The organism is Martinezella sp. CNPSo 3959 (genome assembly GCF_057784355.1).
This window is the reverse complement of sequence record NZ_JBXSOV010000001.1, coordinates 1,286,215-1,310,978: the sequence shown is the minus strand read 5'-3', so window position 1 is coordinate 1,310,978 and position 24,764 is coordinate 1,286,215. Positions and strand designations below refer to the sequence as shown.

The window sequence follows — 24,764 nt, the reverse complement described above, 5'->3', positions numbered from 1 at the left end:
TCAAATCTCCCCACCGGCAACCGCGATTGCCTGTCCATTGATCGATGCCGCGGCTGGCGAGGCCAGCCAGAGCACGGTATCGGCGACCTCTTCCGGCTTGACGAGACGTCCCTGCGGATTGGATCTCGTGAACTCGGCAAGGGCCTGCTCGGCCGTCCGACCGGTCTTGGCGACGATCGTCTCGATCGAGCGCTGGATGATCGGCGTATCGGTGAAGCCGGGGCAGACGGCGTTGACGGTGATACCGGTTTTCGCCAATTCGAACGCCAGCGAGCGAGTGAGGCCGACGACGCCATGCTTGGCGGCCACGTAAGCCGAGACGTAAGCGTAACCCTTCAGGCCGGCTGTCGAGGCGATGTTGATGATGCGTGCGCCGTAGCCACGAGCCTTTAGGTCGGGAAGGACCGCCTGCGTCACCACGAAAACACCCGTCAGGTCGACCGAGAGGACGTGGTTCCAAGCCTCCAAGGTCGTCTTCTCGAAGGGCGCGCTTGGCGCTTCGCCGGCATTGTTGATGAGGATATCGACAGGACCGAATTTTTCGCGTGCCTTGCCAAGGCCTTGGGCAACGGCATCGGGGCTGGTGACATCGAAGCCATCGACGACAAAAGCGTGCACGCCGATTTCGGCGGCAACCGATTCCAGCGGCTCGCGGCGGCGACCGGCGAGACTGACGCGCGCACCCTCAACGGCAAGCGCCTTGGCGATCGCCGCACCTATGCCGCTGCCGGCCCCGGTGACGAGGGCGTGACGGCCGGCGAGTTTGCCCGAAGTCGTCATATCATCCTCATTTCGCCGGTGCTGTCGTGGTCGCACGGGCGAGGTTGGTTTCATATTGCGTCTTGCCGGAAAGATATTGCTTCGGCCAGGGAATGGAAGTCAGGCCGATCTTGGCGGCTTCATGCAGTGACCAGGCCGGATCGGCCAGATGCGGACGGGCGATGGCACAGAGATCAGCACGGCCGGCGGCGATGATCGAATTGGCGTGATCGGCCTCGGAAATCGCGCCGACGGCGATCGTCGGGATGCCGATCTCGTTGCGGATCTTGTCGGAGAAGGGCGTCTGGAACAGGCGGCCGTAAACCGGCTTTTCCTGTTTCGATACCTGGCCTGAGGAGCAGTCGATCAGGTCGGCGCCGGCTTCCTTGAACATGCGCGCGAAGATCGCCGCATCTTCCGGTGTGTTGCCGCCGTCAGTCCAGTCATGGCAGGAGAGGCGGATCGAGATCGGCTTGCCCGCCGGCCAGATCGCGCGCATTGCCCTGAAGATCTCCAGGGGATAGCGGGCGCGGTTTTCATGGCTGCCGCCATATTCGTCGTCGCGCAGATTTGTGAGCGGCGACAGGAAGCTCGACAGCAGATAGCCGTGGGCGCAATGCAGTTCCAGCCAGTCGGCGCCGGCCTCGATCGCCAGTTCCGTCGAGCGGATGAAGTCGGCCTTGACGCGGTCCATATCGGCGCGATCCATGGCCTTTGGCACCTGGCTATTCTGGAGATAGGGAACAGCCGAAGCGGAGATCAACGGCCAGTCGCCTTCGGGGAGTGGCTGGTCGATGCCTTCCCAGGCAAGTTTCGTCGCACCCTTGCGGCCGGCATGGCCGAGCTGGATGCCGACTTTGGCGGCGCTGTTCGTGTGAACGAAATCGACAAGGCGTTTCCATTGCGCCGCCTGCTCCTCATTCCAGAGGCCGAGGCAGCCGGGCGTGATGCGGGCATCGGGCGTGACGCAGGTCATTTCCGCGAAGATCAGCCCCGCGCCGCCAAGCGCGCGCGAACCGAGATGGACGATATGGAAATCGTTCATCACGCCATTCTCAGCCGAATACATGGCCATCGGCGACACGACGATACGGTTGACGAGCTGGACCTCGCGCAGACGATAGGGCGTGAACATCGGCGGCAGGCAGCGGTCGTTACCGACGGCGAGGCCGGATTTTTCGGCGAACCAGCGCTCATAGCCTTCAAGCCAGGTCTTGTCGCGAAGCCGCAGATTTTCGTGGCTGATGCGCTGAGAGCGGGTCAGCATCGAATACATGAATTGCGGCGGCTCGAGCGTGTCGGCGTAGCGACGGCCGACGACCTCGAACCATTCCATCGCGTTACGGGCGGCGTTCTGGATACGGGCGACGTCGACGCGGCGGATTTCTTCATAGGTCTCGAGGACTGCCGGGATTTTGTCCTTCTCGTGCCCGTGGATCTGGAACTGGTGGGTGAGCTCGATGGCGTCGTCGATGGCAAGCTTCGTGCCGGAGCCGATGGCGAAATGCGCGGTGTGGGCGGCGTCACCCATCAGCACGACATGCGAATTGCCGTTGAAATGGCTCCACTTGCCGCAGATCAGGCGGTTGAAGTTCAGCCAGGCCGAGCCGCGGATGTGGCGGGCATTGGTCATCAGCGAAGCGCCTTCGAGCACTTCGGAAAACAGGTTTTCGCAGAAGGCGATGGAGCCGTCCTGGTCCATCCTGTCTAGGCCATGGGCAAGATAGGCCTCTTCCGTCGTCTCGACGATGAAGGTCGAGGTCTTGTCATCGAACTTGTAGATATGCGCCTGGAACCAGCCGTGATCGGTGCGGCGGAAATCGAAGGTGAAGGCGTCGAAAAGCTTGTTGGTGCCGAGCCAGATATAGCGGTTCGGCCGGGTGATCATATCCGGCTGGAAGACCTCCGGATAACGGTTGCGAATGCGCGAATTGAGGCCGTCCGATCCGATGACCAGATCGGCATCGGGATAGTCGAGATCGGAATTGACGTCCGTTTCGAAGATAAGCTCCACGCCGAGCGCCTCGCAGCGGCGCTGCAGGATGTTCAAAAGCTTCTTGCGGCCGATACCGACGAAACCGTGGCCCGATGTGCGCTGGCGCGTGCCCTTGAAGAGGACTTCGATATCGTCCCAATGGTTGAAGGCGTCCTCGATTTCGGCGGCACTTTCCGGGTCCCATTCCCGCATCGAAACCATGGTTGCATCGGAGAAGACGACGCCCCAGCCGAAAGTATCATAGGGGCGATTGCGCTCGACGACGCGGATGGAGTGCTCCGGATGGAGCTTCTTCATCAGAAGCGCGAAGTAAAGCCCTGCGGGGCCGCCGCCGATACAGACGATGCGCATCGCTTTTCCCCCCTCGTTCGACTGGAACCGACCTCAAAATAATTTAAGTTTAAAATATCTTGTTGGAGCCATTCGTCAAGGCTTTTCCTACTCCGATATGCGGTCTGTGGGCACTCATAATCGCGGGAAAATAGAAAATAGGTCTTTTGAATCAATCAGAAATCAAAAATAGTTTAGGCTTAAAATTTCTTACTTGAACATTGCGGGCTTCGGTGCGATCTTTTTTAGCAATGCCACATGCGCCGCGGGGAAACGGCTGTCGTGGCGATTGGTCGATAAGAATGCGGGAGCAAGGCGATGCTGGGACCGACTGGCCATACCGATACATTCACGCGAGACAATCTGCCGCCTTTCGACGAATGGCCCGAGCTGCGGATGGAGGGTTTCGACTATCCGGAATGGCTGAATGCCAGCTTCGAGCTGAGTGACCGAATGGTGGAGAAGGGTTTCGCCGATCACGTTGCCCTGATCGGCAACGGCCGCCGCCGCACCTACAAGGAGCTGGCGGACTGGACCAACCGCATCGCACACGCGCTGATCGAGGATTTCGGCGTGAAGCCGGGCAACCGCGTTCTTATCCGCTCCGGCAACAACCCCGCCATGATCGCCTGCTGGCTGGCGGTGACGAAGGTCGGCGCCGTTGCAGTCAATACCATGCCGATGCTCAGGGCAGGCGAGCTTTCGAAGATTATCGACAAGGCGGAAATCTCGTTTGCGCTTTGCGATACGAGACTGCTCGAAGAACTCGTCACTGCAGCCAAGGATAGCCGCTTCCTGAAGCAGGTGGTGGGCTTCGACGGCACCGCCAACCATGATGCCGAGCTTGACCGCATCGCGCTCAACAAGCCGGTGCGCTTTGAAGCGGTCAAAACCGGGCGGGATGACGTGGCGCTGCTCGGCTTCACCTCTGGTTCGACGGGTGTGCCGAAGGCGACGATGCATTTCCATCGCGATATTCTGATCATCGCCGACGGCTATGCCAAGGAAGTCCTGCAGGTGACGCCGGATGACGTCTTTATCGGTTCGCCGCCGATTGCCTTCACCTTCGGGCTCGGCGGTTTGGTCGTCTTCCCCTTGCGCTTCGGCGCGTCGACGGCGCTGTTGGAAAACGCGTCGCCGAAGAACATGGTCGAGATTATCCAGGAGTATGGCGCGACCATCAGCTTCACCGCACCGACGGCCTATCGCGCCATGCTGGCGGCGATGGAGGAGGGGGCGGATCTTTCCTCGCTTCGCATCGCGGTTTCTGCCGGCGAGACGTTGCCGGGGCCGATCTTCGAGGAGTGGACACGCAAGACCGGCAAGCCGATCCTCGACGGCATCGGCTCGACCGAGATGCTGCATATCTTCATCTCCAACCATCTCTCCGATGCCAGGCCGAACTGCACGGGCAGGCCGCTGAAGGGCTATGAGGCCCGTGTCGTCGATGAAGAAATGAACGAGGTTCCGCGCGGCACCATCGGCAAACTCGTCGTTCGCGGGCCGATCGGCTGCCGTTATCTCGCCGATCGCAGGCAAGCCGATTATGTACGAGATGGCTGGAATGTGACCGGCGACAGCTTCATTCAGGACGAGGAGGGCTATTTCCACTTCGCCGCCCGCTCCGACGACATCATTCTTTCGGCCGGTTACAATATTGCCGGGCCGGAAGTCGAGGCTGCTCTACTTTCGCATGCCGATGTGCTTGAATGCGCTGTGATCGGCAAGCCGGACGAGGAACGGGGCCATATCGTGCAGGCCCATGTCGTGCTGGCGCCCGGAGTCACGGGATCGGATCTGTTGGTCAAGGCGCTGCAGGATCATGTGAAGGCCGTCATCGCGCCTTATAAATATCCGCGTTCCATCGTCTTCACCGAAGCCTTGCCGAAGACGGAATCCGGCAAGATACAGCGCTTTCGCCTGCGTAACTGAGGATACCGTCAGGCGACATCTCGCTTCACTTACCCGGATCTTTCGGGCTCCACAGCACGGTTTCGGCGTCCTTTTCGTACGCCATACCCTTGGGATAGCTGATAGCCTCGAACTGCAGGCCCCAGGGTGCCTGGAAATAGAGGATCGACTGGCCGGCCGCCGGACCGTCTGTAATTGGCAGCGGTCCTAACCGCGTCGCGACGTTCCTGCTGTCCAGATAAGCCTTTGCTGCGTCGATGTCGTCCACATAGAGCGAGATGTGAAACGCACCGATATCGCTATTCTTCTGCTTGAGGTCCCGCTGGTCGGGCGCTGAATATTCGAACAGTTCGATGTTCGATCCGAAACCACACCGCACCTGGGTTATCTGTTTTATTTGAGCCTTGGGATCGACACCGAGCAGATCGGCCATGAAGGTGCCCTTGTCGTCGGCAAACGGGCCGAACGACATGATGACCTCGCAGCCGAGCACGTTTTCGAAGAAATCGACCGCCTGCTTCATATCCGGCACCGTCAGTCCCGTATGGTCGTGACCGCGAAGACCGGGCAAGCCCGTTGTCTTTGTTGCTGCTGAAACAGGATCCTTCATAGGGTCTTCCCTTTCCATATGCCGATGTTGTTGCAGTCTCGCTAACACCTGCTGCACAATAGAGCGGTTCAGCTTTTCATAGAATCTCTGAACCGCTCTATCTCTTTGTTTTCACGCAATTCCGGACGGAAAACCGCTACGCACTTTTCCTTGAATTGCTCTAGATAACCATCACGCAACGGGCGCTTCTTCCATCAGGTTTTCGCGACCGAGCCAATGCGGGTCGACTTCCGGCAGGGGAATGGCGTCGAGCAGCATGCGGGTGTAGGCGGAGGCGGGTGCGGTGAAGACGCGCTCGCAATCGCCTTCCTCCTCGACGCGGCCGTGGCGCATGACATAGACCCGGTCGCAGACGGCGCGGATGACCGAGAGGTCGTGGCTGATGAAGGCCATGGAGAGGCCGAGATCGCGCGAAAGCTCCTTCAGCAGATTCAAAACCTGCGCCTGCGTCGACACGTCGAGGCCGGAGACGATCTCGTCGGCGAGCACGAAGTCCGGCTTGAGCAACGCAGCGCGGGCGATGCCGATGCGCTGGCGCTGGCCGCCGGAAAGCTCGTGCGGATTGCGCTCGAGGCATGCCTGAGGGAGCGTCACCCGTTCAAGGATTTCGGCAACCTGCCGCTCGGCCTCTTTCCTGTCCGAAGCAAGTTTGTGCAGAAGCAACGGTTCGACGAGGATGCGGCGGATCGTGTGGCGTGGGTTGAGTGAGGCCATCGGGTCCTGAAAGATCATCTGCATGCGCCGACGCAGCGGCCGCATGTCTGTAGCCGGCAGGCGCGTGATATCTCGGCCATCGAAATGGATGCTGCCTGCCGTCACATCGACCAGCCGCAGCAGGGCGCGGCCGAGGGTCGTCTTGCCCGAGCCGCTTTCGCCGACGATGCCGACGGTTTCGCCGCGGCGGATATCGATATCGACGCCGTGCAGCACCTTAATGCCGTGGCCCGGCGGCCCGAAAAGATGTCGCTTGGCACCATAGATGACTTCGATGCCCTTAGCGGACAGCAGATGATCGGAAACGCTCATCGGCCGCCCTCCGAAATGCCGATTTCGCGGCGCAATTGCTCGAAGACAGCCTGCGGGACCGGCGTCAGCCCGGCATCCGGCCGGTCGTAGCGGGGGCCAGCGGCAAGGAGCGATTTCGTGTAGACGTGCCGTGGATGCGCAAGCACGTCGCTTGTACGCCCCTCTTCGATCACCTTGCCGGCGTAAAGCAAGGTTACGCTGTCGCAGATCTGCGCGACGACGCCGAGATCGTGGGTGACGAAGATGACGGCGGTGCCGTGCGCTTCCTGCAGGCCGCGGATGAGCCGCAGGATCTGCTTCTGCACGGTGACGTCGAGCGCGGTAGTGGGCTCGTCGGCGACGACCAATTTCGGCTCCAGCGCGAAGGCGGCGGCAATCAAGATGCGCTGGCGCATGCCGCCGGACAGTTCATGGGGATAGGCGCGCAGCACGCGTTCGGGATCGCGGATATGCACTTCTTCCAGCAGCTTCAGCGCGCGCCGCCGTGCATCGCCCGATGACATGCCCCGCTTCAACCGCAGGCCATCGGTCAGCTGCGCCTCAATGCGTCGACCTGGATTGAGTGCGGTTTGCGGGTCCTGCGGGATCAGCGAGATTTCGCTGCCCATGATGTCTCGCAATTCCCTGGCGGAGAGGGTGAGGAGGTTGCGGTTGTCGAACAATATCGAGCCGCTCGTGATGCGCACGCTGCGCGGCAAGATGCCGAGCAGAGCCTTGGCGATGGTCGATTTTCCGGCGCCACTTTCGCCGACCAGCCCGCGCACTTCGCCGCGTTCCAATGTCAGGGAAACATCTCGCAGGATCGGTGTGCCGCCGTCGCGGTCGGATACGGCGTTGAGGCCGGTAATGGAGAGGAGTGGAGATGTCATCGGCGCATAACCGGATCGAGGGCGCGGCGCAAGCCATCGCCGAGTTGATTGAAGGCAAGCACCGTTGCGAACAACGCGATCAGCGGCACGACCAGCACCCACCAGCCCTGATAGATCATCTGCCGTCCCTCCGCGATCATGCCGCCCCAGGTCGGCGTGTCGGAGGCGACCGACAGGCCGACGAAGGACAGAATGGCTTCGACGATGACGGCGATGCCCATTTCCAGGCTGACAAGGGCGATCAGCACCGGCGTCACGTTGGGCAGGATTTCGCTGAAAAGGATTCGCACCCGCGAAAAGCCGATCGTGTGGGCGGCGGTCACATAATCCATCCGCGCCTGCGCCTGTGTTTCCGAGCGCACGACGCGACAGAAGCGTGTCCAGTCGATGATGACGATGGCCGCGATGACCGAATGCACGCCGGAGCCGAAGACGGCGACGAGCAGGATCGACAGCAATACGGGCGGGAAGGCCATCCAGATATCGACAAGGCGGGAGATCACCTTGTCGATCCAACCGCCGTACCAGCCAGCGAGAAGGCCGAGCAGCGTGCCGATCAAGGCTGCGAGGCCGGCGGCGACGAAGGCGACAGTAAGCGCGATGCGTGTGCCGAAGATGGCGCGGGAGAGCACGTCGCGGCCGAGATCGTCCGTGCCGAGCAGGAAGCCCGGATCGGAGCCTTCGATCCATGCCGGCGGCAGGGTGCCGGACATCAGATCCTGCTCCAGCGGGTCCTTCGGCGCGATGTAAGGCGCAAAGATTGCGAGGATGATGAGGATGAGAATGAAACCGCCGCCGAAGATCACCTTCGGCTCGGAAAGCAGTACCCGGACGCGCTTCGCCATTCTGGAGGATGGTCGCGGCACGGCAGACGAGGTGACGTTAGCCATGGGCGAGCCTCGGATTGAAGGCTGCGACCAGGAGATCGACCGCCAGATTGACGAGAATGAAGATGGCGCCGAAGACCAGGACAAGCCCCTGGATCAGCGGCAGGTCGCGGTTGATGACCGCATCGATCGCCATGTTGCCAATGCCGGGATAGGCGAAGATGCGCTCGACGATGACGGTGCCGCCGATCAGGAAGGTAAATTGTACGCCGGTCAGCGCGATCGTCGGGCCGACGGCATTGCGTAGCGCTTCCTGCAATACCAGTCGCAGCTCGGACATTCCTTTCAATTTGGCGAGCAGGATATAGTCCTGCACCATGGCCTCGGAGAGTGCGGCTTTCAGCACGCGGGCGATGATGGCGGCGAGCGGCAGACCGAGCGCCAGGACCGGCATGACCATATGGGCGCAGATATCGGCGAAGATCGCAAAGCGAAGCGTCAGCAGGCTTTCGAGGAGATAGAAGGGGGTCGCGAATTGTGCGTCGATGCTGGGATCGATACGGCCGGAGAGCGGAAAAAGCGGAAAGAGGACGCCGAGGACGAGGACCAGCGCAAGCGCCCAGACGAAATCCGGAACGGCAAGAAAAAGGCCATTGAAGCTGTCGATCACAGGCTCGAAAATCGTGCGGCGGGCAAGCGTGCCGACGATGGCGACTGCGCCGCCGAGAAGAACCGCGAGTATCAGCGCGGCGAAAGCGAGTTCCAGCGTTGCGGGGAGGCGCTCTCCAAGCAGGGACAATACATCGCGCTTCAAGGAAATCGATGTGCCGAAATCGCCTATCAGAACCGATTTCAGCCAGAGCCAGAATTGCGTGGTCAGGCTCGCATCGAGCCCGTAATGGGCGCGCAGTGCTGCGATATCGGCAGGGCTAGCGCCCGGCGAGATCATCATCGCGATCGGATCGCCCGGCACGACGCGCAGCAGGACGAAGACGATCACCGCCACGCCGAAGAGGGTGATTGCGGCCATGATGAGGCGGTTCAATATGGAGACTGCTATCATGCGTTATGAGTTCCGATCGCATGCGCTGACTGTAACATAGAGAGTACAGGCCCCTCATCCGGCCTATCGGCCACCTTCTCCCCGTGTTGACTGGGAGAAGGGGATAGAAGCACCCACAGCCTTCCTTCCGAGCGTCTTTCCAGACGAGGGTACAGAGGTCGTCCCCTCTCCCCGTCAAAACGGGGAGAGGGCAAGGGTGAGGGGCAGCCACATACTCAAAGCCTGACGCATCAAGCCTTCGACACCAGCGTCGGCTGCAGGGCGCCGGAGACGTTTGGCGTGACCTTGAGGCTCGATTTGTAGACGATCGGCTGGGCATATTGCAGCAGCGGGATCACATAGCCCTGTTCGGCGATGTATTTGATCGCCGCCTTCCAGCCGGCAATGCGCTTTGCCTCGTCCTTTTCGCCCCAGAGCGGCCCCAGCATGTCGTCGACATCCTTGGTCTTCCAGGCAGAGTGCGGCGAGGGGCCGAACATGGCAAAGCCGGTCGAGGTCGTCGGATCGCCGATGGCGTTGCCCCAGTTGTAGAAGGCAGCCGGTCCGAGTTGGTGGGCGGCGCGCAGCTCGTAGTGCTTGGCGATTTCGTAGACTTCGATTTCAGCCTCAATGCCGACCTTGCGCCACATGCCGACGATCGCCTGGATCATCTCGTAATCCTTCGGCTTGAAACCGCGGGTCGTCTTGATGGTGAATTTCACCGGCTTTTCCGGCGAATAGCCGCTGGCCGCCAGGAGCTTCTTGGCCTGTTCCGGATCGTAAGGGGTTTTGACTGACGCGTCGTAGGCCTCATATTCCGGCGCTTCCAGCGTCGACAGGGCGTTGCCGTAGCCGCGCAGGAGCCGCTTGATGATCGCTTCCTTGTCGATCGCCATGTTGGCGGCGAGACGGACATTCTTGTCGAGCATCGGATCGACATTGCTGATGAAGATCATGCCGATGTCGGAGATCGGCGTGGCGACGCCGGCAAGACCGGACTTCTTCTTCAGCCGGTCGAAATCCTCATAGGGTATTTCCAGCGTCACGTCGGAAGAACCGGACTCGATTTCGGCCACGCGGCTCGTCGTATCCGGCACGAACTTGAAGATGACCGTGTCGAAGGCGGGCTTGCCGCCGAAATAGTTCGGGTTTGCCTTCAGGCGCAGATAGGAATTGCCCTCATAGGCGTCGACCATATAGGGGCCGGTGCCGATCGGCTTCTTTTCGAAGCCCTGCGCGCCTACCTTGGTATAATAGTCTTTCGGCAGGACATAGCCGGTGAGGAAGGCCATCCATTTGAAGAAAGTCGGCTCGAAGCGGACGACATCGCCGGTGATGCGGTTGCCTTCCACTTTGTAATTATTGGCGGTCGACCAGATGAACTGGATCGGGTTGCCAGTGTCCTGCTTGGCGGCGCGCTCCAGCGACCAGACGACGTCATCAGGCGTGAACTTGGAGCCGTCATGCCAGGTCACACCTTCGCGGACGTCCATCCAGACCTTAGTCTTGTCGTCGTTCCAACCCCAGGCCGTCAGCAGGCCCGGCTGGAATTTCAGGTCCGGTCCCTGGCCGATGAACTGGTCGAAGACGGAGCGATAGATTGCCTGGATCGTCGGGTTGACGGCGGATGGGCCGGTCGTCGGATCGAAAGAGGGCAAATTGACGTTGAAGGCGATGGTCAGCGTGCCGGCTTCGGCAGCTTCCACCGGCGTTCTGCCGGCTAGAATCCCAGTCATGAATGCTGCTGCGCCGAGGCTCAGGGCCTCGCGCCGAGTAAGCGTTGTCATGGTCACTCCGTTCCCCTGTTAAGCGACAGAAAAGCATGACGCCCAACTGCCGCTGGCGATTTATTGTCGGAATGTTTTAATCTTAAAATACATATTTTGGAGCGGCAAGCGCTTTCTCTGGTGCTTGTAAAGAATCCGATGCTTTTTTGGCATCCATATTAAATGCGTACGCATATATCTGCGCTGCAACCCAGGGAGCGAAGATTCCGATGCGGAAGAAGGAAGGCAATGGCTTACCGCTTCGAGCTTACTCCATCCAGCTGGATTTCATATTTGTTCGTTGACAGCTTAAGGAAGTTCAAAATATGATTTTGCAAATGATTTAAAACAAGCCCACAAGGGCAAAGGGGTAACGTCATGGCCGAGCGATCGTTTGCGCGCGAGGTCGAGGATCTGAAGCTCGGGGAAGGCGACATCTTCCGCGGCGAGGGTATTCTCGCGATCACCAAGGCACTTCTGCAATCCGGCGTCTCCTACGTCGGCGGCTATCAGGGTTCGCCGATTTCCCATCTCATGGATGTATTGGCCGACGCCAAGGATGTGATGCAGGATCTGGGTGTCCACTTCGAAACATCGGCTTCGGAGGCGGCGGCCGCCGCCATGCTGTCTGCCTCCGTCATGTATCCGGTGCGCGGCGCCGTCACCTGGAAATCGACGGCTGGTACCAATGTAGCCTCCGATGCGCTTTCCAACCTGTCTTCCGGCGGTGTCACCGGCGGCGCACTCATCATCATCGGTGAGGATTACGGCGAGGGCTCCTCGATCATGCAGGAGCGCAGCCATGCCTATGCGATGAAATCGCAGATGTGGCTCCTCAATCCGCGCCCGAACCTGCCGTCGATCGTGCAGGCGGTGGAAGAGGGATTCGAGCTTTCGGAAGTGTCGAACACGCCGGTCATGCTGCAGGTGGGGATCCGCAGCTGTCATGTGCATGGCCAGTTCGTCGCCAAGGACAATAAGCGGCCGGCCTATACGCTGAAGCAGGCGCTTGAAAATCCTGTCCGCGATGTCAACCGCATCGTGCTGCCGCCAGCATCCTTCCTGCACGAGAAGGAGAAGCTGGAGAAGCGCTGGCCCGCTGCCGTCGATTTCATCAGGAAGCGCCAGCTCAACGAGTATTTCGGACCCTCCGAGGGCGATGTCGGCATCATCCTGCTCGGCGGCATGTATAATGGCGTGCTGCGCGCGCTGCAGCAGCTTGGGCTTGCCGATGTCTACGGCAATTCCGCCGTGCCGCTTTACGTCCTCAACGTCGCCTATCCGCTTGTGGATGACCAGATCGCCGAATTCTGCGCCGGCAAGAAGGCCGTGCTGATGGTGGAGGAGGGGGCGCCTGAGTATATCGAGCAGTCCCTCAATACCATCCTGCGCCGCCGCGATATCCAGACCAAGGTCGCGGGCAAAGACGTGCTGCCGATGGGCGGCGAATATACAGCACCTGTGCTGATGAAGGGCATCAAGAATTTTCTGGAGATCCATCAGCGCGTGCTGCTCGGCAACCAGCCACCGCTGCCGGATCCGACGCCGATCCTCAACGATCCCAAGATCAAGGCGTTGGCCGAAGTGGTGCCGCCGCGGCCGCCCGGCTTCTGCATCGGCTGCCCCGAGCGGCCGATCTTCGCCGCCATGAAGATGGTGGAGAGCGAGCTCGGCCAGCATCACATATCAGGCGATATTGGTTGTCACCTCTTCTCGATCCTGCCGCCCTTCAATATCGGCAGCACGACCATGGGCTACGGGCTCGGGCCGGCAGCGGCCTCGGCCTTCAATGTCGCGGCTGACAAGCGCGTGATTTCGGTCATGGGCGATGGCGGCTTCTGGCACAATGGCCTTGCGACCTCTGTCGGCAATGCCGTCTTCAACAAGCAGGATGGCGTCATCCTCGTCGTCGACAACTATTATTCGGCCGCGACCGGCGGGCAGGATATACCGTCCTCGCGTGCCCTCAACCCACGCCGCAAGACCAACAATTCGATCGTCAATGCCGTCAAGGGCATCGGCGCGACCTGGGTGCGCCAGATCGACCGGACTTATGACGTCGCCAAGATGCGCGACACGCTGCGCGAGGCTCTGACCTCGAAGGAGCCGGGGCCGAAGATCATCGTCGCTTCCTCGGAATGCATGCTCAACAAGCAGCGTCGCGTGAAGCCGCAATTCGCCAAGGCGGTGAAGGACGGCAAGCGCATGGTCAAGGAGCGTTTCGGCGTGGATGAGGACGTCTGCACCGGCGATCACGCCTGCATCCGCCTTTCCGGCTGTCCTTCGCTGTCGGTCAAGCATACCGACGATCCGCTGAAGGACGATCCGGTGGCGGCGATCGATAATAACTGCGTCGGCTGCGGCAATTGCGGTGAGGTCTCGGAGGCGGCGGTGCTCTGTCCCTCCTTCTACCGGGCCGATATCATCCATAACCCGACGGGCTGGGATCGCTTTGTCGCTCGCATGCGTTCCGGCGTCATCGGTTGGCTGCAGGCACGCCGCCGCGCCGGCCGCATCGTCTTTTCAGATTGAGAGGGCGAGATGAACGAGCATGTGAGCATGAGTGATCTCGGCGCTGCCAGGCTTTCGACGGACAAGCCGCTGTCGCTTGCCATCCTCGCCATGGGCGGGCAGGGCGGCGGCGTCCTGGCCGACTGGATCGTCGGACTTGCGGAAGCCGAAGGCTGGATGGCGCAGACGACGTCTGTGCCGGGCGTTGCCCAGCGCACGGGCGCGACAATCTACTATATCGAGATGCTGCCGGCGAAGGATGCTCACGAGCCGATCTTCTCTCTGATGCCGACGCCGGGTGATGTCGATGTCGTCATGGCGGCAGAGCTGATGGAGGCTGGCCGCTCTGTGCTGCGCGGCCTCGTCACCCCGGACAAGACGCTGCTGATCGCCTCGACGCACCGTTCCTTTGCGGTTGCGGAAAAGGAAAAGCCGGGTGATGGCATCGGCAATGCCGAGGTGGTGGTCGATGCTACGGATTTCGCCGCCAAGCGCACCATCGCTTTCGACATGGAAACGATGGCCGTCAGGAACGGCAGCGTGATTTCGGCCTCCATGTTCGGCGCGCTGGCCGGCTCCGGTGCGCTGCCGTTCGGCAAGCAGGCTTTCGAAGCGATGATCCGCGCCGGCGGCAAGGGCATCGAGCCTAGCCTGAAGGCGTTCAATGCCGCCTTCGACCGCGTCAAGGAGAAGCCGCGCGATGCGGTTTCCGCAACGCCGCCGAAGCATTTCGACGCGCTGCCAGAGACGGCCGGTCATCCGGCACTCGACCGACTGGTCAATCGTCTTCGCGCCGAATTTCCGGAAGTTGCCTGGCCGTTGCTGTTTGCGGGCGTCAAGAAGCTGACCGATTATCAGGACCCGGCCTATGCAGACGAATATCTGAGCCGTGTCGCGGCACTTCATGCGCTGGATCGCAAGGCTGGCGGCGCAAGCAAGGATTTTGCCTTCACCGTGCAGGCGGCGAAGTATGTCGCAGTCGCCATGGCCTATGACGACGTCATTCGCGTTGCCGATCTGAAGGTGCGTGGCTCGCGCTTCGAGCGCGTTCGCAAGGAGGTCGGCGCCAAGGACGATCAGATCGTCTACATGACCGAATATATGCATCCGCGCATGGAGGAGATCTGTGGCACGCTGCCGAAAGGCATGGGTCTCTGGATCGAAAACCGGCCGCGCCTGTTTGCCCGGCTCGACCGCTTCGTCAACAAGGGGCGTCGCGTTCAGACGGGTACGCTGTTCTGGTTCCTCGGCCTCTATATGGTCTCGGCGCTACGCCGCATCCGTCGCGGCACATTGCGGCATGCCCGCGAAGTCGAGCATCGCGAGGCCTGGCTTGCGGCGGCCTCCAATCTGCTGGCCGTGAATTACGATCTCGCTGTCGAGGTGTTGGGCAATCGCCGCCTCGTCAAAGGTTATTCCGATACGCATGCGCGCGGGCTATCCAAGTTCGATCGCGTCATGTCGGCGCTGCCGCTTCTTCGCGACCGCGAGGATGGAGCTGCGTGGATGAAGCGGCTGCGCCAGGCGGCGTTGCTGGATGAGCAGGGTACGGCGCTTGATGGCGCATTGAAGACTGTAGCGACGCTTTGAGGTTCCCGCGAGCGCGGAATCTCATCTCGCCCTTGGCGGGATAAGCGTTGCCTCAGATCTCGTGCTTCCTGATATTCTGCAGCACCTTATGCAGGGTCGAGATGAAGGTGCGATATTCGGCCTCGTCGACGCCATCGAACATCTGCAGGAAGAGGTCGTACATGGTCGGCCACACCTTCTCGAAGGCGGCTCGGCCTTCCTCGGTGATCGAGACGTCGCGGATGCGCATGTCTTCGGCGCGGGGTTGGCGGCGGATGTAGCCCTGCTGTTCGAGCGAGTCCAAGGTGCGGCTCATGGTCGACTGCTCGGTCACGGCGAAGACGGAGAGCTCGTTGATCGTAAGGCTGGAAGAGACGCTGAGAACGGCGAGCGTCCGCATCTTCGCAGTCGTCATATCGTATTCGCGCAGCTCCTCCAGCAGATTGGCGTTCCAGCGCGCCATCAGCCGGTTCATCAGATAGGGCGCGAAGTGATTGAGGCCGATTTCGCCCATGGTTGGACGTTTTGCGTTCTCATCTCGATTGCGCCGCAAAACGGTGCCTGAAAACCGCTCCTCCATCGACGATGTTCCTCCGGAAACTTGTTATTTCAGCGATGCAGCGAGCAGGAAGCCGGAGCCCCCACCAAGGCCTGGACCGGGATGCGCGGAAGCGCCGATGTGGTAAAGGCCGGATATGTGGGTGCGGTGGTTAACAGATGACTTGAAGGGACGCCAGATGAAAAACTGGTCGAGGCCGCAATAGCCCCCGTAGGGGTCGCCACCGACGAGGTTCATGTTCATCGCTTCTAGGTCCGCCGGAGAATAGGCGCGGCGCGCGAGCTTGATGCTTGCAAAATCCTCGATATGGCTCGCAAGCAGAGCTTCGATGCGGTCGGCGTAGCGCTCGCGCACCTCTTCCGTCCAGCGGCCGTCTTCAGGCGTTTCGATTTCGCCCGCGGCATCGCCCTTGATGCGGCGTGGTGCTTCGGGAAGTTGCAGCCAGAGGATCGATTTACCTTGCGGGGCGCGGGTGGGATCGAGTGCGACGGGCTGGCCCACACAGATGGTGGGTTCGGCGGGCAGAAGCCCGCGTTCGCATTCATTGGCGGCGCGCGAGACGCCGTCGAGACCTGGGGTCAGGTGCAGCAGCGCCACTTTGCCGAGTTCGGCATTGGCTTTCCAGCGCGGCGGCTCGGAAAGCGCGTAGTGTATCTGCATGTCGCCCTTGCCGTAGCGATAGCTGGCAACGCCCGATTTGACCTCCGGCGGCAGCGGATCCGGCCAATCCTTCATCAGCCGTTCGTAAAGCTGGTTGGGCGTTGTTGAGCAGATTACCCCCGCCTTCGCCTTCAATGTTTCGCCATTCGCAAGACGCACGCCATCGGCGCTGCGATTGTGGTCCGGAATGATGGCCGCGACATCCGCGTTCACACGAATTTCACCGCCATGATCGGTAATCAACCGTTCGAAGGCCGTGAGCAGTTTGTCGGCGCCGCCCTTGACGATCGGCGCGCCGCCGAGTTCCAGCGCGAAACCGATCACCTTCAGCATCTCGGCGGAATAGGCGCTTTCCGGGCCGAGGCCGCAGTGGAGCACCCAAGGCGCCCAGAGGGCATGAATATCATCTGACTTGTAACTGGTTTCGAGATAGCCGCGCGCTGGCGTCAGGGCCTCGCCAAACCACGCCGCTAGCTTCCGGAGCCTGCGGTTCCAGCCTTGCTTTGCAACGGTCTTCAGGGTCGATCCCGACCATAGCGCACCGCCAAGCAGGGAAAACAGGAATGGCGCGTCGGCCGCAAGGGCTTCCATCTCACGGGAAAAGGTTTGCCCGTCACCAGGCGACAATTTGTCGAAAGCGGCGATATTGCGCTGCCTGTTCTTGGAAAAGATCACATGCGAACCGTCGGGACGGAGCACGCCCGTGGGAAGGTCGGCATGGGCGAATTCCAGGCCTCGCGCCTCAAGATCCTTGCCGATGGCGCCATAGGCCGGCGAGGTGAGGAACAGCACCATGGTCGTTGCCATGAGATCATGGATGAATCCGGGCTCGGTGATCTCCTCGGTGCGCAGGCAACCGCCGATGCGGTCGTTGCGCTCGAGGATGAGTACCTTGTAGCCCTTCTTGCCAAGCATTGCTGCTGCGACAAGTGCATTTATGCCACTGCCGACAATGATGTAATCATGTTCGCCCATTGCTGCCGCCCCTCGCTGACAAGATGAACGGAAAGGTGGAGCCTGCCCTCAAGGCCCCACCTTTCCAGCCAATCATGCAATCAATGCCAGTGCGCGAACCGGCGAGCCGGTGCCCTTGACGAACTTCAGTGGGGCAGCGATCAGCACGGCGCCCTTGGCAGGAAGCTGATCAAGGTTCGAGAGGCTAGCGAGGCCGTACCGGTTGGCCTTGTGCATGAGGTTGTGTGCCGGGAAAGGCGGGCTCATGCCGCCGGCAGATCCGGCATCGGTGCCGATCGTTTCGGAACCCCAGCCGATGATGCCCTTGGTGAGCAGATATTCGATCGCCTCGGCCGTCGGGCCGGGAGAATGCGGGCCGTTTTCATCGGCATTCAGGAAGGTTTCGGTCGAGCCGTTGCGCTTGTACCAGTCGGTACGCAGTAGCACCCAGCTGCCTGGCTCGATTGCGCCGTGCTGTGATTCCCATTCCTTGATGCTCTCGACCGTCAGCAAATAATCGGGATTCGCGGCGGCTTCCTTGGAGCGGTCGATGACATTGACCGGCGCCACGAAGTTCTGCGGGGGGATGGTGTCCGTCGTGTTGTTCGGATTATCCTTGCCGGTGATCCAGTGGCAGGGCGCATCGAAATGTGTGCCGGTGTGCTCGCCGAGCTCCAGCCAGTTCCAGGCCCAGAACGGGCCGTCCTGGTTGTATTCGGAGATCGTATGGACCTTGACGTTGGGTGTGTTCTTACCGAACTGTGGCGGCAGGTAGAGCACCGGTGTGTCGGGTCCGAGCGGCGCGGTGAGATCGACGACCTTGACGGAGCCCGAAAGCAGAGCCGAGGCGAGGCTGGCGAGTGTGGTAGCGGTCATTTTTTGAGTTCCCCTGTTGTTGCAGGATCCCGTGCGAAGAGCCTTTCTGCAGGTCTTTTGTTCAGGATCAGGCATGAAATCGACATCGCCAGACGCGGGTGCCTTTCCTCCTGGCGCCGGGTCCGCGCGGCGGCGGAATGAAGGGAGCCTATGTCACAATATATGATATTGCAAGCATTCGGCTGGGGTTCGCGGCGCCATTTTTGACATAAAATCGGCGGCCCTCATGAGTTTGTAAGCTACTGAAGTAAAACGGCATTCATCGACGTAATTCGGTGAAATGCCATCAATGGTTGCTTGTGTATCTTGTGATTCGCGCCGACATATACTTGAAGCTTAAAACTCAAAATGTATGCATGTGATAATAATAATCACAAATCAAAAAGGGGCAGATGATGAGCTATGATGCGATCATAGTGGGGGCCGGTCACAATGGCTTGGCGGCGGCGGTGCATCTGTCTGCCAAGGGCTGGAAGGTTGCCGTCATCGAGGGAAATGCGGAGCCCGGCGGTGCGGTCAAGACGCGTGAGGTGACGCTGCCCGGCTTCCGGCATGACCTCTGTGCCATGAACCTCTCCATGTTTGCCGGCTCGGCCTTCTTCGCGCAGTATAAGAACGAGCTATCGGCGGAAGGGCTAGGCTTCGTGCCTGCAGTGGATTGTTTCGCCAGCGTCTTTCGTGACAACACCTATCTCGGCGTCAATACCGATCTGGAAAAGACAGCAGGCGCTATCGACGAGATGTCGCCGCAGGATGCTGCCGCCTGGCGCAATATGCTCTCGCAGTTCGGTGCGGATGCCCCGCATATTTTCGGCCTGCTCGGTTCGCCCATGCCTTCGATGGCTACCGCCAAGGTTGTCTGGAAAGCCTGGCGCGAGAAGGGGATGGGTTGGGTCTACGATACCGCGCGCATGCTCTTTGCCTCGCCGCGCGATTTTCTCGACGCCCGCTTTCAGAATGCGAAGCTCAAGACGATGATGGCCGCCTGGGGGCTGCATCTCGACTTCGCGCCCGATGTCGCCGGCGGTGCGCTGTTTCCCTATCTCGAATCCATGGCCAATCAGGCATTCGGCATGGTGATTGGCAAGGGCGGTGCCGATACGATCATCAAGGCGATGGCGGCCGTGCTGAAAAACAAGGGCGGCGAGCTGATGCTTGGCACGCGCGTGGACAAGATCACGACCTCGGGCGGCGAAGCGACGGGCGTTGTGCTGGCCGATGGAAGACGTTACGAAGCGAAGCGTGCGGTCATCGCCAATGTCCATCCGCAGATCCTGTTCGGCAAGCTTCTGGATCAAGATCCGGCGCGCCAGGAGTTTGACGGCAAGATCAAGCGCTTCCGCGCCGGACCGGGTACGATGATGATCCATCTGGCGCTGTCGGGCCTTCCGGATTGGACGGCGGGCAGGGCGCTCCAGAATTTTGCCTATGTGCATATCGCGCCGGATCTCGAAATGATGTCGCGTGTCTATGCCGAGGCCATGGGCGGGCTGCTGCCGGCTGAACCTGCCCTGGTGGTAGGCCAGCCGACAGCCATCGATCCGTCGCGCGCGCCCGCCGGGCAGCATGTGCTTTGGATACAGGTGCGTGTCCTGCCGGCAGAATTCCATGGGGATGCCGCCGGTCAAATCAGCGGCGCGGGCTGGGATGAGATCAAGGATAGTTATGCCGAGCGCGTTCTCGATATCGTCGAACGTTATGCGCCCGGCTTGCGCAGCAAGATATTGGGGCGCTCGGTCTTTTCGCCCGTCGACCTGGAGCGCGAGAACCCGAATCTCATCGGCGGCGACAATCTCTCCGGCAGCCATCATCTCGACCAGAATTTCCTGTTCCGCCCGGTTGCCGGCTATTCGCGATATAAGACGCCCGTGGCATCGCTCTACATGTGTGGGGCCTCGACATGGCCTGGTGCAGGAACGGGCGCAGGTTCCGGTTTCATGCTGGGGAAAATGCTGGCCAAGTGAACGCCATATGACTTGACGTTCAAACCTTTGACATTTCAAATATCGTCCCCTAGATCGCTGGGATTAGCGATGCGGAACGATAGGCCGAGGCGACGTTATGACAGAGTCCGAGAGTGCAAGCGTTGATCTGGAGATCATCGTTCAGGGCGCGCAAGAAGGCAAGAAGCTCGAACTGCGGCTCTGGCTGCGCATGCTGTCGACGACCAAGTTGATCTCGCAGGAAATCCGTCGCCGGCTGCGTAACGAGTTCGGGGCGACCTTGCCGCAGTTCGACCTGATGGCGCAGCTTTATCGCGAGCGGGAGGGCTTGCGCCTCGGAGAGCTCTCGAAGCGCACCATGGTCACCAATGGCAACGTCACCGGTCTTGTCGAGCGGTTGGAGGCGGATGGTCTTGTGCTGCGCGTAACACCCGATGGCGACCGGCGCGTCACGGTCGCGAAGCTGACGGAAAAGGGCGAGACCCAGTTCAGCGCCATGGCCGCCGCCCATGAAGGCTGGCTGCGCGACATGATGGCGGATGTAGAACCCGCGATCGTCAGCGAGCTGTGGCGGGATATCGGCGCGGTGAAGTCATCGGTAAGCAATCATCTTTCAGGCACCGATTTCGATTGATGGTAAAGCATGTCGCGCAAAAGTGTGTAGCGGTTTTGCGGTAACGACATGCGTCAACGAGGAACTATCTCGCCCGCTCGTCCTTGAACTTCTTTTCGAGCACGCTGACGAGGCGGACCATTGGCCAGAGCAGGATGATGTAGATCAACGCGGCCATGATGAGCGGCGAGGGGTTGGCGTAGAAGCCTTGAGCGTTCTGTCCTTCCTTGAGCAATTCGGGAAGGGCGACGGTCGAAGCGAGCGACGTATCCTTGAACATCGACACGCAGTTGCTCGTCGTCGGCGGAATGACGATACGCACCGCCTGCGGCAGCACAACCTTGTAGAGGGTGATCAGGAAGGGGATGCCGAGGGCTGCGGCCGCCTCGAATTGCCCGCGCGGCACACTTTCGATCCCTGAGCGAAAGACTTCGGCCGAATAGGCGGCAAGCACGATCGAGAAGCCGAGGATCGCCGACCACCACGCGGAAAAGCTGATGCCGACGAAGGGTAATGCGTAATAAATCAGGATCAGCACGACCAGCATGGGCATGGCGCGCATGATGTCGATATAGGCGATCGTCAGGAGCTGCAAAGGTTTGGGAGCATAGAGGCGGATCAGGCTGATGACGAGGCCGCCGGTCACGCCGATCAGGATGCTTACCACGCCGAGCGCGATGGTCATCCAAAGCCCGCGTAGCAGCTGCGGAAAGGCCGAGATCATGACGTCGGAGTTAAGGAAGGTGTCGACGAAAGACATTGGCACTCCCGCGTGCGAAACGAAGACGAGGTTTCTTGCATCCACGCCGGTCGTTGCGACCGGCGTGGTTTTATTTCGATAATGATCTTTTGATCACGCTTTGGGGATAGGCAGTTCGGTGACGGTGGAGGAGCCTGCCGGCGCCTCGCCGCCGAACCACTTCTCGTGGATCTTTTCCAGCGTGCCGTCCTTCTTCATCGCGGTGATCGCATCGTTGATCTTGGCGATGAGCGGCGAATCCTTGGTCATCATCAGGCCGTATTGTTCGCCTGTCTTGATGCGATCCTTGATGGCAAAGCCCTTGGTCTTGACGAAGAGATACTGCATGCCCGGAATATCGCTGACGACGGCATCGATACGGCCGGCGCCGAGATCGAGGAACATATCCTGCTGCGAGTTGTAGCCCTTGACGTCGGCAAAGCCCTGAGCGGCCTTGTTGTCGTTGGCCCATTTTTCACCCGTCGAACCCGAAAGCACGCCAATAGTTTTGCCTTTGAGATCGGCAAGCGCCTTGATCGAGCTGCCGTCCTTGGCGGCGACGCCCATATCGGAATCGTAATAGGGCTGGGTGAAAGACTGCGATTTCAGGCGTTCCGGCGTAATCGTGATGGACGAGATCGCCACATCGATGCGCTTGGAACTGGTTGCCGCAAACAGGGCCTGAAAGCCGTAGTCTGCGATATTGGTCGTCATGCCCGCGCGCTTGGCCGCTTCGTTGACGATATCGACCTCGAAGCCTTCGAAGCCGCCATTCGCGGTCTTATATTCGAAGGGCGGGTTGTTGGGATAGGAACCGACATTCAGCACATCGGCGGCATAGGCAAAATGGCTTCCGCCGGCGAAGCCGACGGCGGTCGCCAGGATCAGCAGACTGCGACGAGTAATGGGCATTTTCTTGGTCTCCCTCTGGTTATGACTGCGGGCTTTTCCTCTCACCCGCGGGGGTATTCCGTCCGCCCGACCGGCGGCCGTCTCATGTCATCGCGTTGACCATGCGATCGAGTGCAATGCGCATCTGTTCGGTTTCGTGGAAGGTGCACATGCGCAGGAAGGCGCGTGATGCCTCGCCGAAGTGATATCCTGGCGCCAGGCCGACGCGGGCTGTCTCCAGGATGCGCTCGCAGAGTGCCGTCGCATCGGGCTCGCCCTGCAGCGCGAAGAAGGCATACATGCCGCCGCGCGGCTTTTCCGGCAGGATGATGCCCGGTATCTTCGGCAGCTTCTCATAGGCCAGATCGAGGCCGGCCTTGATACGTTCGCGGATTTCTGAAACCAGCGGCTCGCCTTCGCGCAGAGCGGCAGCGGCACCCGCCTGAACCATGGCCGAGGTGCCGCTGTTGATATATTGCGTCATGGCGCCGAGCTGGTCGGCGACGGCCGATGGGTGCGTCAGCCAGCCAACGCGCCAGCCGGTCATGGCCCAGGCTTTCGAGAAGCTGTTGATCGCGATCACGCGATCGCCGTCTTCGGCCACCTGCAGGATCGACGGGGCGATGTCGCCATCGAAATAGAGGCGGGCATAGACCTCGTCGGAGATGATCCAGATGCCGGTGCGGCGGCTGAAATCGAGCAGCGCCTGCATCTCTTCGCGCGAGGCGGTCCAGCCCGTCGGGTTGGAGGGTGTCGACAGGAAGATGGCTCGGGTGCGGGCATCGCAGCGGGCGAAAAGCTTGTCGAGGTCGAGGCGCCAGTCGGTATCGAAATCGAGTGACACGGCGCGCGGCTCGCCGCCGATCAGGTGGATGGCGTTATGGATATTCGGCCATTGCGGGGCGAGGTAGACAACATTGGTGCCGACATCGACGAGCAATTCAAGCGCCATATAGAGTGCCTGCATGCCGCCGGGGGCAACCGTGGTGCGCTCGATCGGAATGGGGCGCTTATGCCAGTGCGTCTGATAGTCGGACAGCGCTTCGTTCAGCGTCGCCAATCCGCGCATATTCGGAACGTAGAAGGTTGCGCCATCGTCGAGCGCCTTCTTCGCAGCATCCCGGATGAACTCGGGGGTCACGATATCCCCTTCGCCGAACCAGAGCGGAATGACGCCGCCGAGTTCGCGGGCGCGCTTGGCAAGCACGGCGATATTGTCGGTGCGCATGTCGCGGATCTGGGCGCGAATGCCTTCGAGAGCATCGCGGCCCGTCATCGCGTTCGGCAGGTTATGCTGCGGTAGAAGAGACAAGAAATTTCCCCTGGGAATTCTGCATTGGAGGGTTCAAACGGCTGCGGCAACTTTCGCTTTTGCAACCCCTCAATTTCGAATGGTTATCCAAAAACAACGGCATTTCAAGGACAAATTTTAAGCTTAAAAAGTCTACCTTCCTGCTCAATTTCGCTTTGCCCTTTGAAATGGTAACACACTGATAGACATCAGCTTTCCTTGTTCCCTGGCGCATGCTTGCCTTGCTTTGCGGCATCGACGCCGGCAGCCAGGCTGGCGCCCAGAAACATCGTATCGCTTGCCAGTATGAAGAAGCTGATGCCGGCTTCCGACCATGCTCCGACATCGTCTGCCGAAGGTCGAAAGATACCGACCGCGCGACCGGCGGACAGAGCGGCTTGCGTGATGGTTCTGATCGCCGCATCGAGCTTGTCCTTGCCTGCAGGACCCATGGCGTCGATCGAAACCGAGAGGTCGCCAGGACCGATGAAAATGAGGTCGACGCCATCGACGGCCGCGATCTCGGCGATATTGGCAAGCCCTTCGGCTGTCTCGACCTGGATGGCGAGTACCAACTCCTTGTTGGCCTTAGCCAGATAGTCCGGAATGCGGTAGCCATAGGCGGCCGCACGACCCGGACCGACGCCGCGGGCGCCGAGCGGGGGATAGCGGGTGGCCGTGACGACTGAGCGCGCCTGCTCCGCCGTCGAAACACGGGGCACGAGAACGCCTGCCGCACCTGCATCCAGAACGGCTGCAATATCCTCCGCCGCATGGCCGGGGACGCGGACCATGGCCGGAACGCAATGGATATCGGCGGCCCGGATCAGATCCTCGATGCGCTCGCGGCTGATCTGCGAATGCTCCCAGTCGATGCAGAGGAAATCGACGCCTGAGGCTGCCGCGACTTCGATGGCGACGGGATGCGGAATGGCCGCAAATGTACCGACGAGCAGCTTCTGCTCGATACAATTCCGGCGGAAATCGCTCATCGTCTTCCTCATTCTGGCGGTCTCTCAACG

The 24,764-nt window shown here is 60.6% G+C and carries 20 protein-coding genes; 5 read left to right on the top strand and 15 right to left on the bottom strand.

What is annotated here, in order from left to right; all coding sequences use genetic code 11:
• On the bottom strand, positions 1-780 hold the full coding sequence (locus tag AC13RE_RS06520; protein WP_488562335.1) for an SDR family NAD(P)-dependent oxidoreductase: 780 nt from the start codon (positions 778-780) through the stop codon (positions 1-3).
• Between the two features lie 7 nt (positions 781-787).
• Entirely contained in the window at positions 788-3,106 is a 2,319-nt protein-coding gene (locus tag AC13RE_RS06515) for a bifunctional salicylyl-CoA 5-hydroxylase/oxidoreductase (protein WP_488562334.1), read from the bottom strand.
• A gap of 297 nt (positions 3,107-3,403) precedes the next feature.
• On the opposite strand from AC13RE_RS06515, the gene AC13RE_RS06510 reads away from it, so the two are divergent.
• Positions 3,404-5,017: an AMP-binding protein gene (locus tag AC13RE_RS06510; protein ID WP_488562333.1), complete on the top strand. Its 1,614-nt coding sequence runs from the start codon at positions 3,404-3,406 to the stop codon at positions 5,015-5,017.
• A 25-nt stretch (positions 5,018-5,042) separates the two neighbouring features.
• On the opposite strand, the gene AC13RE_RS06505 is transcribed toward AC13RE_RS06510, so the two are convergent.
• The 6 genes from AC13RE_RS06505 to AC13RE_RS06480 all read right to left on the bottom strand — a co-directional run bounded on the left by AC13RE_RS06505 (position 5,043) and on the right by AC13RE_RS06480 (position 11,157).
• Complete coding sequence (locus tag AC13RE_RS06505) at positions 5,043-5,606, bottom strand: VOC family protein (protein ID WP_488562332.1); 564 nt, start codon at positions 5,604-5,606, stop codon at positions 5,043-5,045.
• 171 nt (positions 5,607-5,777) lie between these two features.
• Positions 5,778-6,632, bottom strand: a complete 855-nt coding sequence (locus AC13RE_RS06500) for an ATP-binding cassette domain-containing protein (protein WP_488562331.1) — start codon at positions 6,630-6,632, stop codon at positions 5,778-5,780.
• The gene (locus AC13RE_RS06495) at positions 6,629-7,501 is read right to left on the bottom strand and encodes an ABC transporter ATP-binding protein (RefSeq protein WP_488562330.1); all 873 of its coding nucleotides are present in this window, start codon (positions 7,499-7,501) and stop codon (positions 6,629-6,631) included. Before AC13RE_RS06495 ends, AC13RE_RS06500 begins: the two co-directional genes overlap by 4 nt.
• Positions 7,498-8,391 (bottom strand): ABC transporter permease, encoded by an 894-nt coding sequence (locus AC13RE_RS06490; RefSeq protein ID WP_488562329.1) that lies wholly within the window; start codon positions 8,389-8,391, stop codon positions 7,498-7,500. The genes AC13RE_RS06495 and AC13RE_RS06490 overlap by 4 nt, the downstream gene beginning before the upstream one ends.
• Positions 8,384-9,391, bottom strand: coding sequence for an ABC transporter permease (locus AC13RE_RS06485; RefSeq protein WP_488562328.1), 1,008 nt, complete (start codon positions 9,389-9,391; stop codon positions 8,384-8,386). The genes AC13RE_RS06490 and AC13RE_RS06485 overlap by 8 nt, the downstream gene beginning before the upstream one ends.
• 230 nt (positions 9,392-9,621) lie before the next feature.
• Positions 9,622-11,157 (bottom strand): ABC transporter substrate-binding protein, encoded by a 1,536-nt coding sequence (locus tag AC13RE_RS06480; protein ID WP_488562327.1) that lies wholly within the window; start codon positions 11,155-11,157, stop codon positions 9,622-9,624.
• A gap of 357 nt (positions 11,158-11,514) precedes the next feature.
• Between AC13RE_RS06480 and AC13RE_RS06475 the strand changes: the two genes are divergently transcribed.
• Together AC13RE_RS06475 and AC13RE_RS06470 are read left to right on the top strand one after the other, a co-directional pair.
• Entirely contained in the window at positions 11,515-13,668 is a 2,154-nt protein-coding gene (locus tag AC13RE_RS06475; protein WP_488562326.1) for a thiamine pyrophosphate-dependent enzyme, read from the top strand.
• A 9-nt stretch (positions 13,669-13,677) separates the two neighbouring features.
• Positions 13,678-15,237, top strand: a complete 1,560-nt coding sequence (locus AC13RE_RS06470; protein WP_488562325.1) for an indolepyruvate oxidoreductase subunit beta family protein — start codon at positions 13,678-13,680, stop codon at positions 15,235-15,237.
• 52 nt (positions 15,238-15,289) lie between these two features.
• On the opposite strand, the gene AC13RE_RS06465 is transcribed toward AC13RE_RS06470, so the two are convergent.
• The 3 genes from AC13RE_RS06465 to AC13RE_RS06455 all read right to left on the bottom strand — a co-directional run bounded on the left by AC13RE_RS06465 (position 15,290) and on the right by AC13RE_RS06455 (position 18,265).
• Complete coding sequence (locus AC13RE_RS06465) at positions 15,290-15,796, bottom strand: MarR family winged helix-turn-helix transcriptional regulator (RefSeq protein ID WP_015340911.1); 507 nt, start codon at positions 15,794-15,796, stop codon at positions 15,290-15,292.
• A gap of 24 nt (positions 15,797-15,820) precedes the next feature.
• Positions 15,821-17,410, bottom strand: a complete 1,590-nt coding sequence (locus tag AC13RE_RS06460) for a phytoene desaturase family protein (RefSeq protein WP_488562324.1) — start codon at positions 17,408-17,410, stop codon at positions 15,821-15,823.
• Between the two features lie 72 nt (positions 17,411-17,482).
• A complete protein-coding gene (locus tag AC13RE_RS06455) occupies positions 17,483-18,265 on the bottom strand; it encodes a cyclase family protein (RefSeq protein ID WP_488562323.1) in 783 nt (260 codons plus the stop codon).
• Positions 18,266-18,657: 392 nt separating this feature from the next.
• On the opposite strand from AC13RE_RS06455, the gene AC13RE_RS06450 reads away from it, so the two are divergent.
• Both AC13RE_RS06450 and AC13RE_RS06445 read left to right on the top strand, forming a co-directional pair.
• The gene (locus AC13RE_RS06450) at positions 18,658-20,229 is read left to right on the top strand and encodes a phytoene desaturase family protein (protein ID WP_488562322.1); all 1,572 of its coding nucleotides are present in this window, start codon (positions 18,658-18,660) and stop codon (positions 20,227-20,229) included.
• A 97-nt stretch (positions 20,230-20,326) separates the two neighbouring features.
• Positions 20,327-20,842, top strand: a complete 516-nt coding sequence (locus AC13RE_RS06445) for a MarR family transcriptional regulator (RefSeq protein ID WP_132717395.1) — start codon at positions 20,327-20,329, stop codon at positions 20,840-20,842.
• Positions 20,843-20,906: 64 nt separating this feature from the next.
• Here AC13RE_RS06445 and AC13RE_RS06440 read toward each other — a convergent pair whose 3' ends face one another.
• From AC13RE_RS06440 to AC13RE_RS06425, 4 genes are all read right to left on the bottom strand, one after another.
• Entirely contained in the window at positions 20,907-21,581 is a 675-nt protein-coding gene (locus AC13RE_RS06440) for an amino acid ABC transporter permease (protein ID WP_112334969.1), read from the bottom strand.
• Positions 21,582-21,674: 93 nt separating this feature from the next.
• Entirely contained in the window at positions 21,675-22,472 is a 798-nt protein-coding gene (locus AC13RE_RS06435; RefSeq protein ID WP_488562321.1) for an ABC transporter substrate-binding protein, read from the bottom strand.
• Positions 22,473-22,554: 82 nt separating this feature from the next.
• Positions 22,555-23,763: a pyridoxal phosphate-dependent aminotransferase gene (locus tag AC13RE_RS06430; protein WP_488562320.1), complete on the bottom strand. Its 1,209-nt coding sequence runs from the start codon at positions 23,761-23,763 to the stop codon at positions 22,555-22,557.
• Positions 23,764-23,951: 188 nt separating this feature from the next.
• On the bottom strand, positions 23,952-24,734 hold the full coding sequence (locus tag AC13RE_RS06425) for an HpcH/HpaI aldolase family protein (RefSeq protein WP_488562319.1): 783 nt from the start codon (positions 24,732-24,734) through the stop codon (positions 23,952-23,954).
• Positions 24,735-24,764 lie beyond the last annotated feature (30 nt).

Coding starts and splice junctions, on each gene's coding strand:
- AC13RE_RS06520 (WP_488562335.1), bottom strand. CDS start 780: ATGACGACTTCGGGCAAACTCGCCGGCCGTCACGCCCTCGTCACCGGG.
- AC13RE_RS06515 (WP_488562334.1), bottom strand. CDS start 3,106: ATGCGCATCGTCTGTATCGGCGGCGGCCCCGCAGGGCTTTACTTCGCG.
- AC13RE_RS06510 (WP_488562333.1), top strand. CDS start 3,404: ATGCTGGGACCGACTGGCCATACCGATACATTCACGCGAGACAATCTG.
- AC13RE_RS06505 (WP_488562332.1), bottom strand. CDS start 5,606: ATGAAGGATCCTGTTTCAGCAGCAACAAAGACAACGGGCTTGCCCGGT.
- AC13RE_RS06500 (WP_488562331.1), bottom strand. CDS start 6,632: ATGAGCGTTTCCGATCATCTGCTGTCCGCTAAGGGCATCGAAGTCATC.
- AC13RE_RS06495 (WP_488562330.1), bottom strand. CDS start 7,501: ATGACATCTCCACTCCTCTCCATTACCGGCCTCAACGCCGTATCCGAC.
- AC13RE_RS06490 (WP_488562329.1), bottom strand. CDS start 8,391: ATGGCTAACGTCACCTCGTCTGCCGTGCCGCGACCATCCTCCAGAATG.
- AC13RE_RS06485 (WP_488562328.1), bottom strand. CDS start 9,391: ATGATAGCAGTCTCCATATTGAACCGCCTCATCATGGCCGCAATCACC.
- AC13RE_RS06480 (WP_488562327.1), bottom strand. CDS start 11,157: ATGACAACGCTTACTCGGCGCGAGGCCCTGAGCCTCGGCGCAGCAGCA.
- AC13RE_RS06475 (WP_488562326.1), top strand. CDS start 11,515: ATGGCCGAGCGATCGTTTGCGCGCGAGGTCGAGGATCTGAAGCTCGGG.
- AC13RE_RS06470 (WP_488562325.1), top strand. CDS start 13,678: ATGAACGAGCATGTGAGCATGAGTGATCTCGGCGCTGCCAGGCTTTCG.
- AC13RE_RS06465 (WP_015340911.1), bottom strand. CDS start 15,796: ATGGAGGAGCGGTTTTCAGGCACCGTTTTGCGGCGCAATCGAGATGAG.
- AC13RE_RS06460 (WP_488562324.1), bottom strand. CDS start 17,410: ATGGGCGAACATGATTACATCATTGTCGGCAGTGGCATAAATGCACTT.
- AC13RE_RS06455 (WP_488562323.1), bottom strand. CDS start 18,265: ATGACCGCTACCACACTCGCCAGCCTCGCCTCGGCTCTGCTTTCGGGC.
- AC13RE_RS06450 (WP_488562322.1), top strand. CDS start 18,658: ATGATGAGCTATGATGCGATCATAGTGGGGGCCGGTCACAATGGCTTG.
- AC13RE_RS06445 (WP_132717395.1), top strand. CDS start 20,327: ATGACAGAGTCCGAGAGTGCAAGCGTTGATCTGGAGATCATCGTTCAG.
- AC13RE_RS06440 (WP_112334969.1), bottom strand. CDS start 21,581: ATGTCTTTCGTCGACACCTTCCTTAACTCCGACGTCATGATCTCGGCC.
- AC13RE_RS06435 (WP_488562321.1), bottom strand. CDS start 22,472: ATGCCCATTACTCGTCGCAGTCTGCTGATCCTGGCGACCGCCGTCGGC.
- AC13RE_RS06425 (WP_488562319.1), bottom strand. CDS start 24,734: ATGAGCGATTTCCGCCGGAATTGTATCGAGCAGAAGCTGCTCGTCGGT.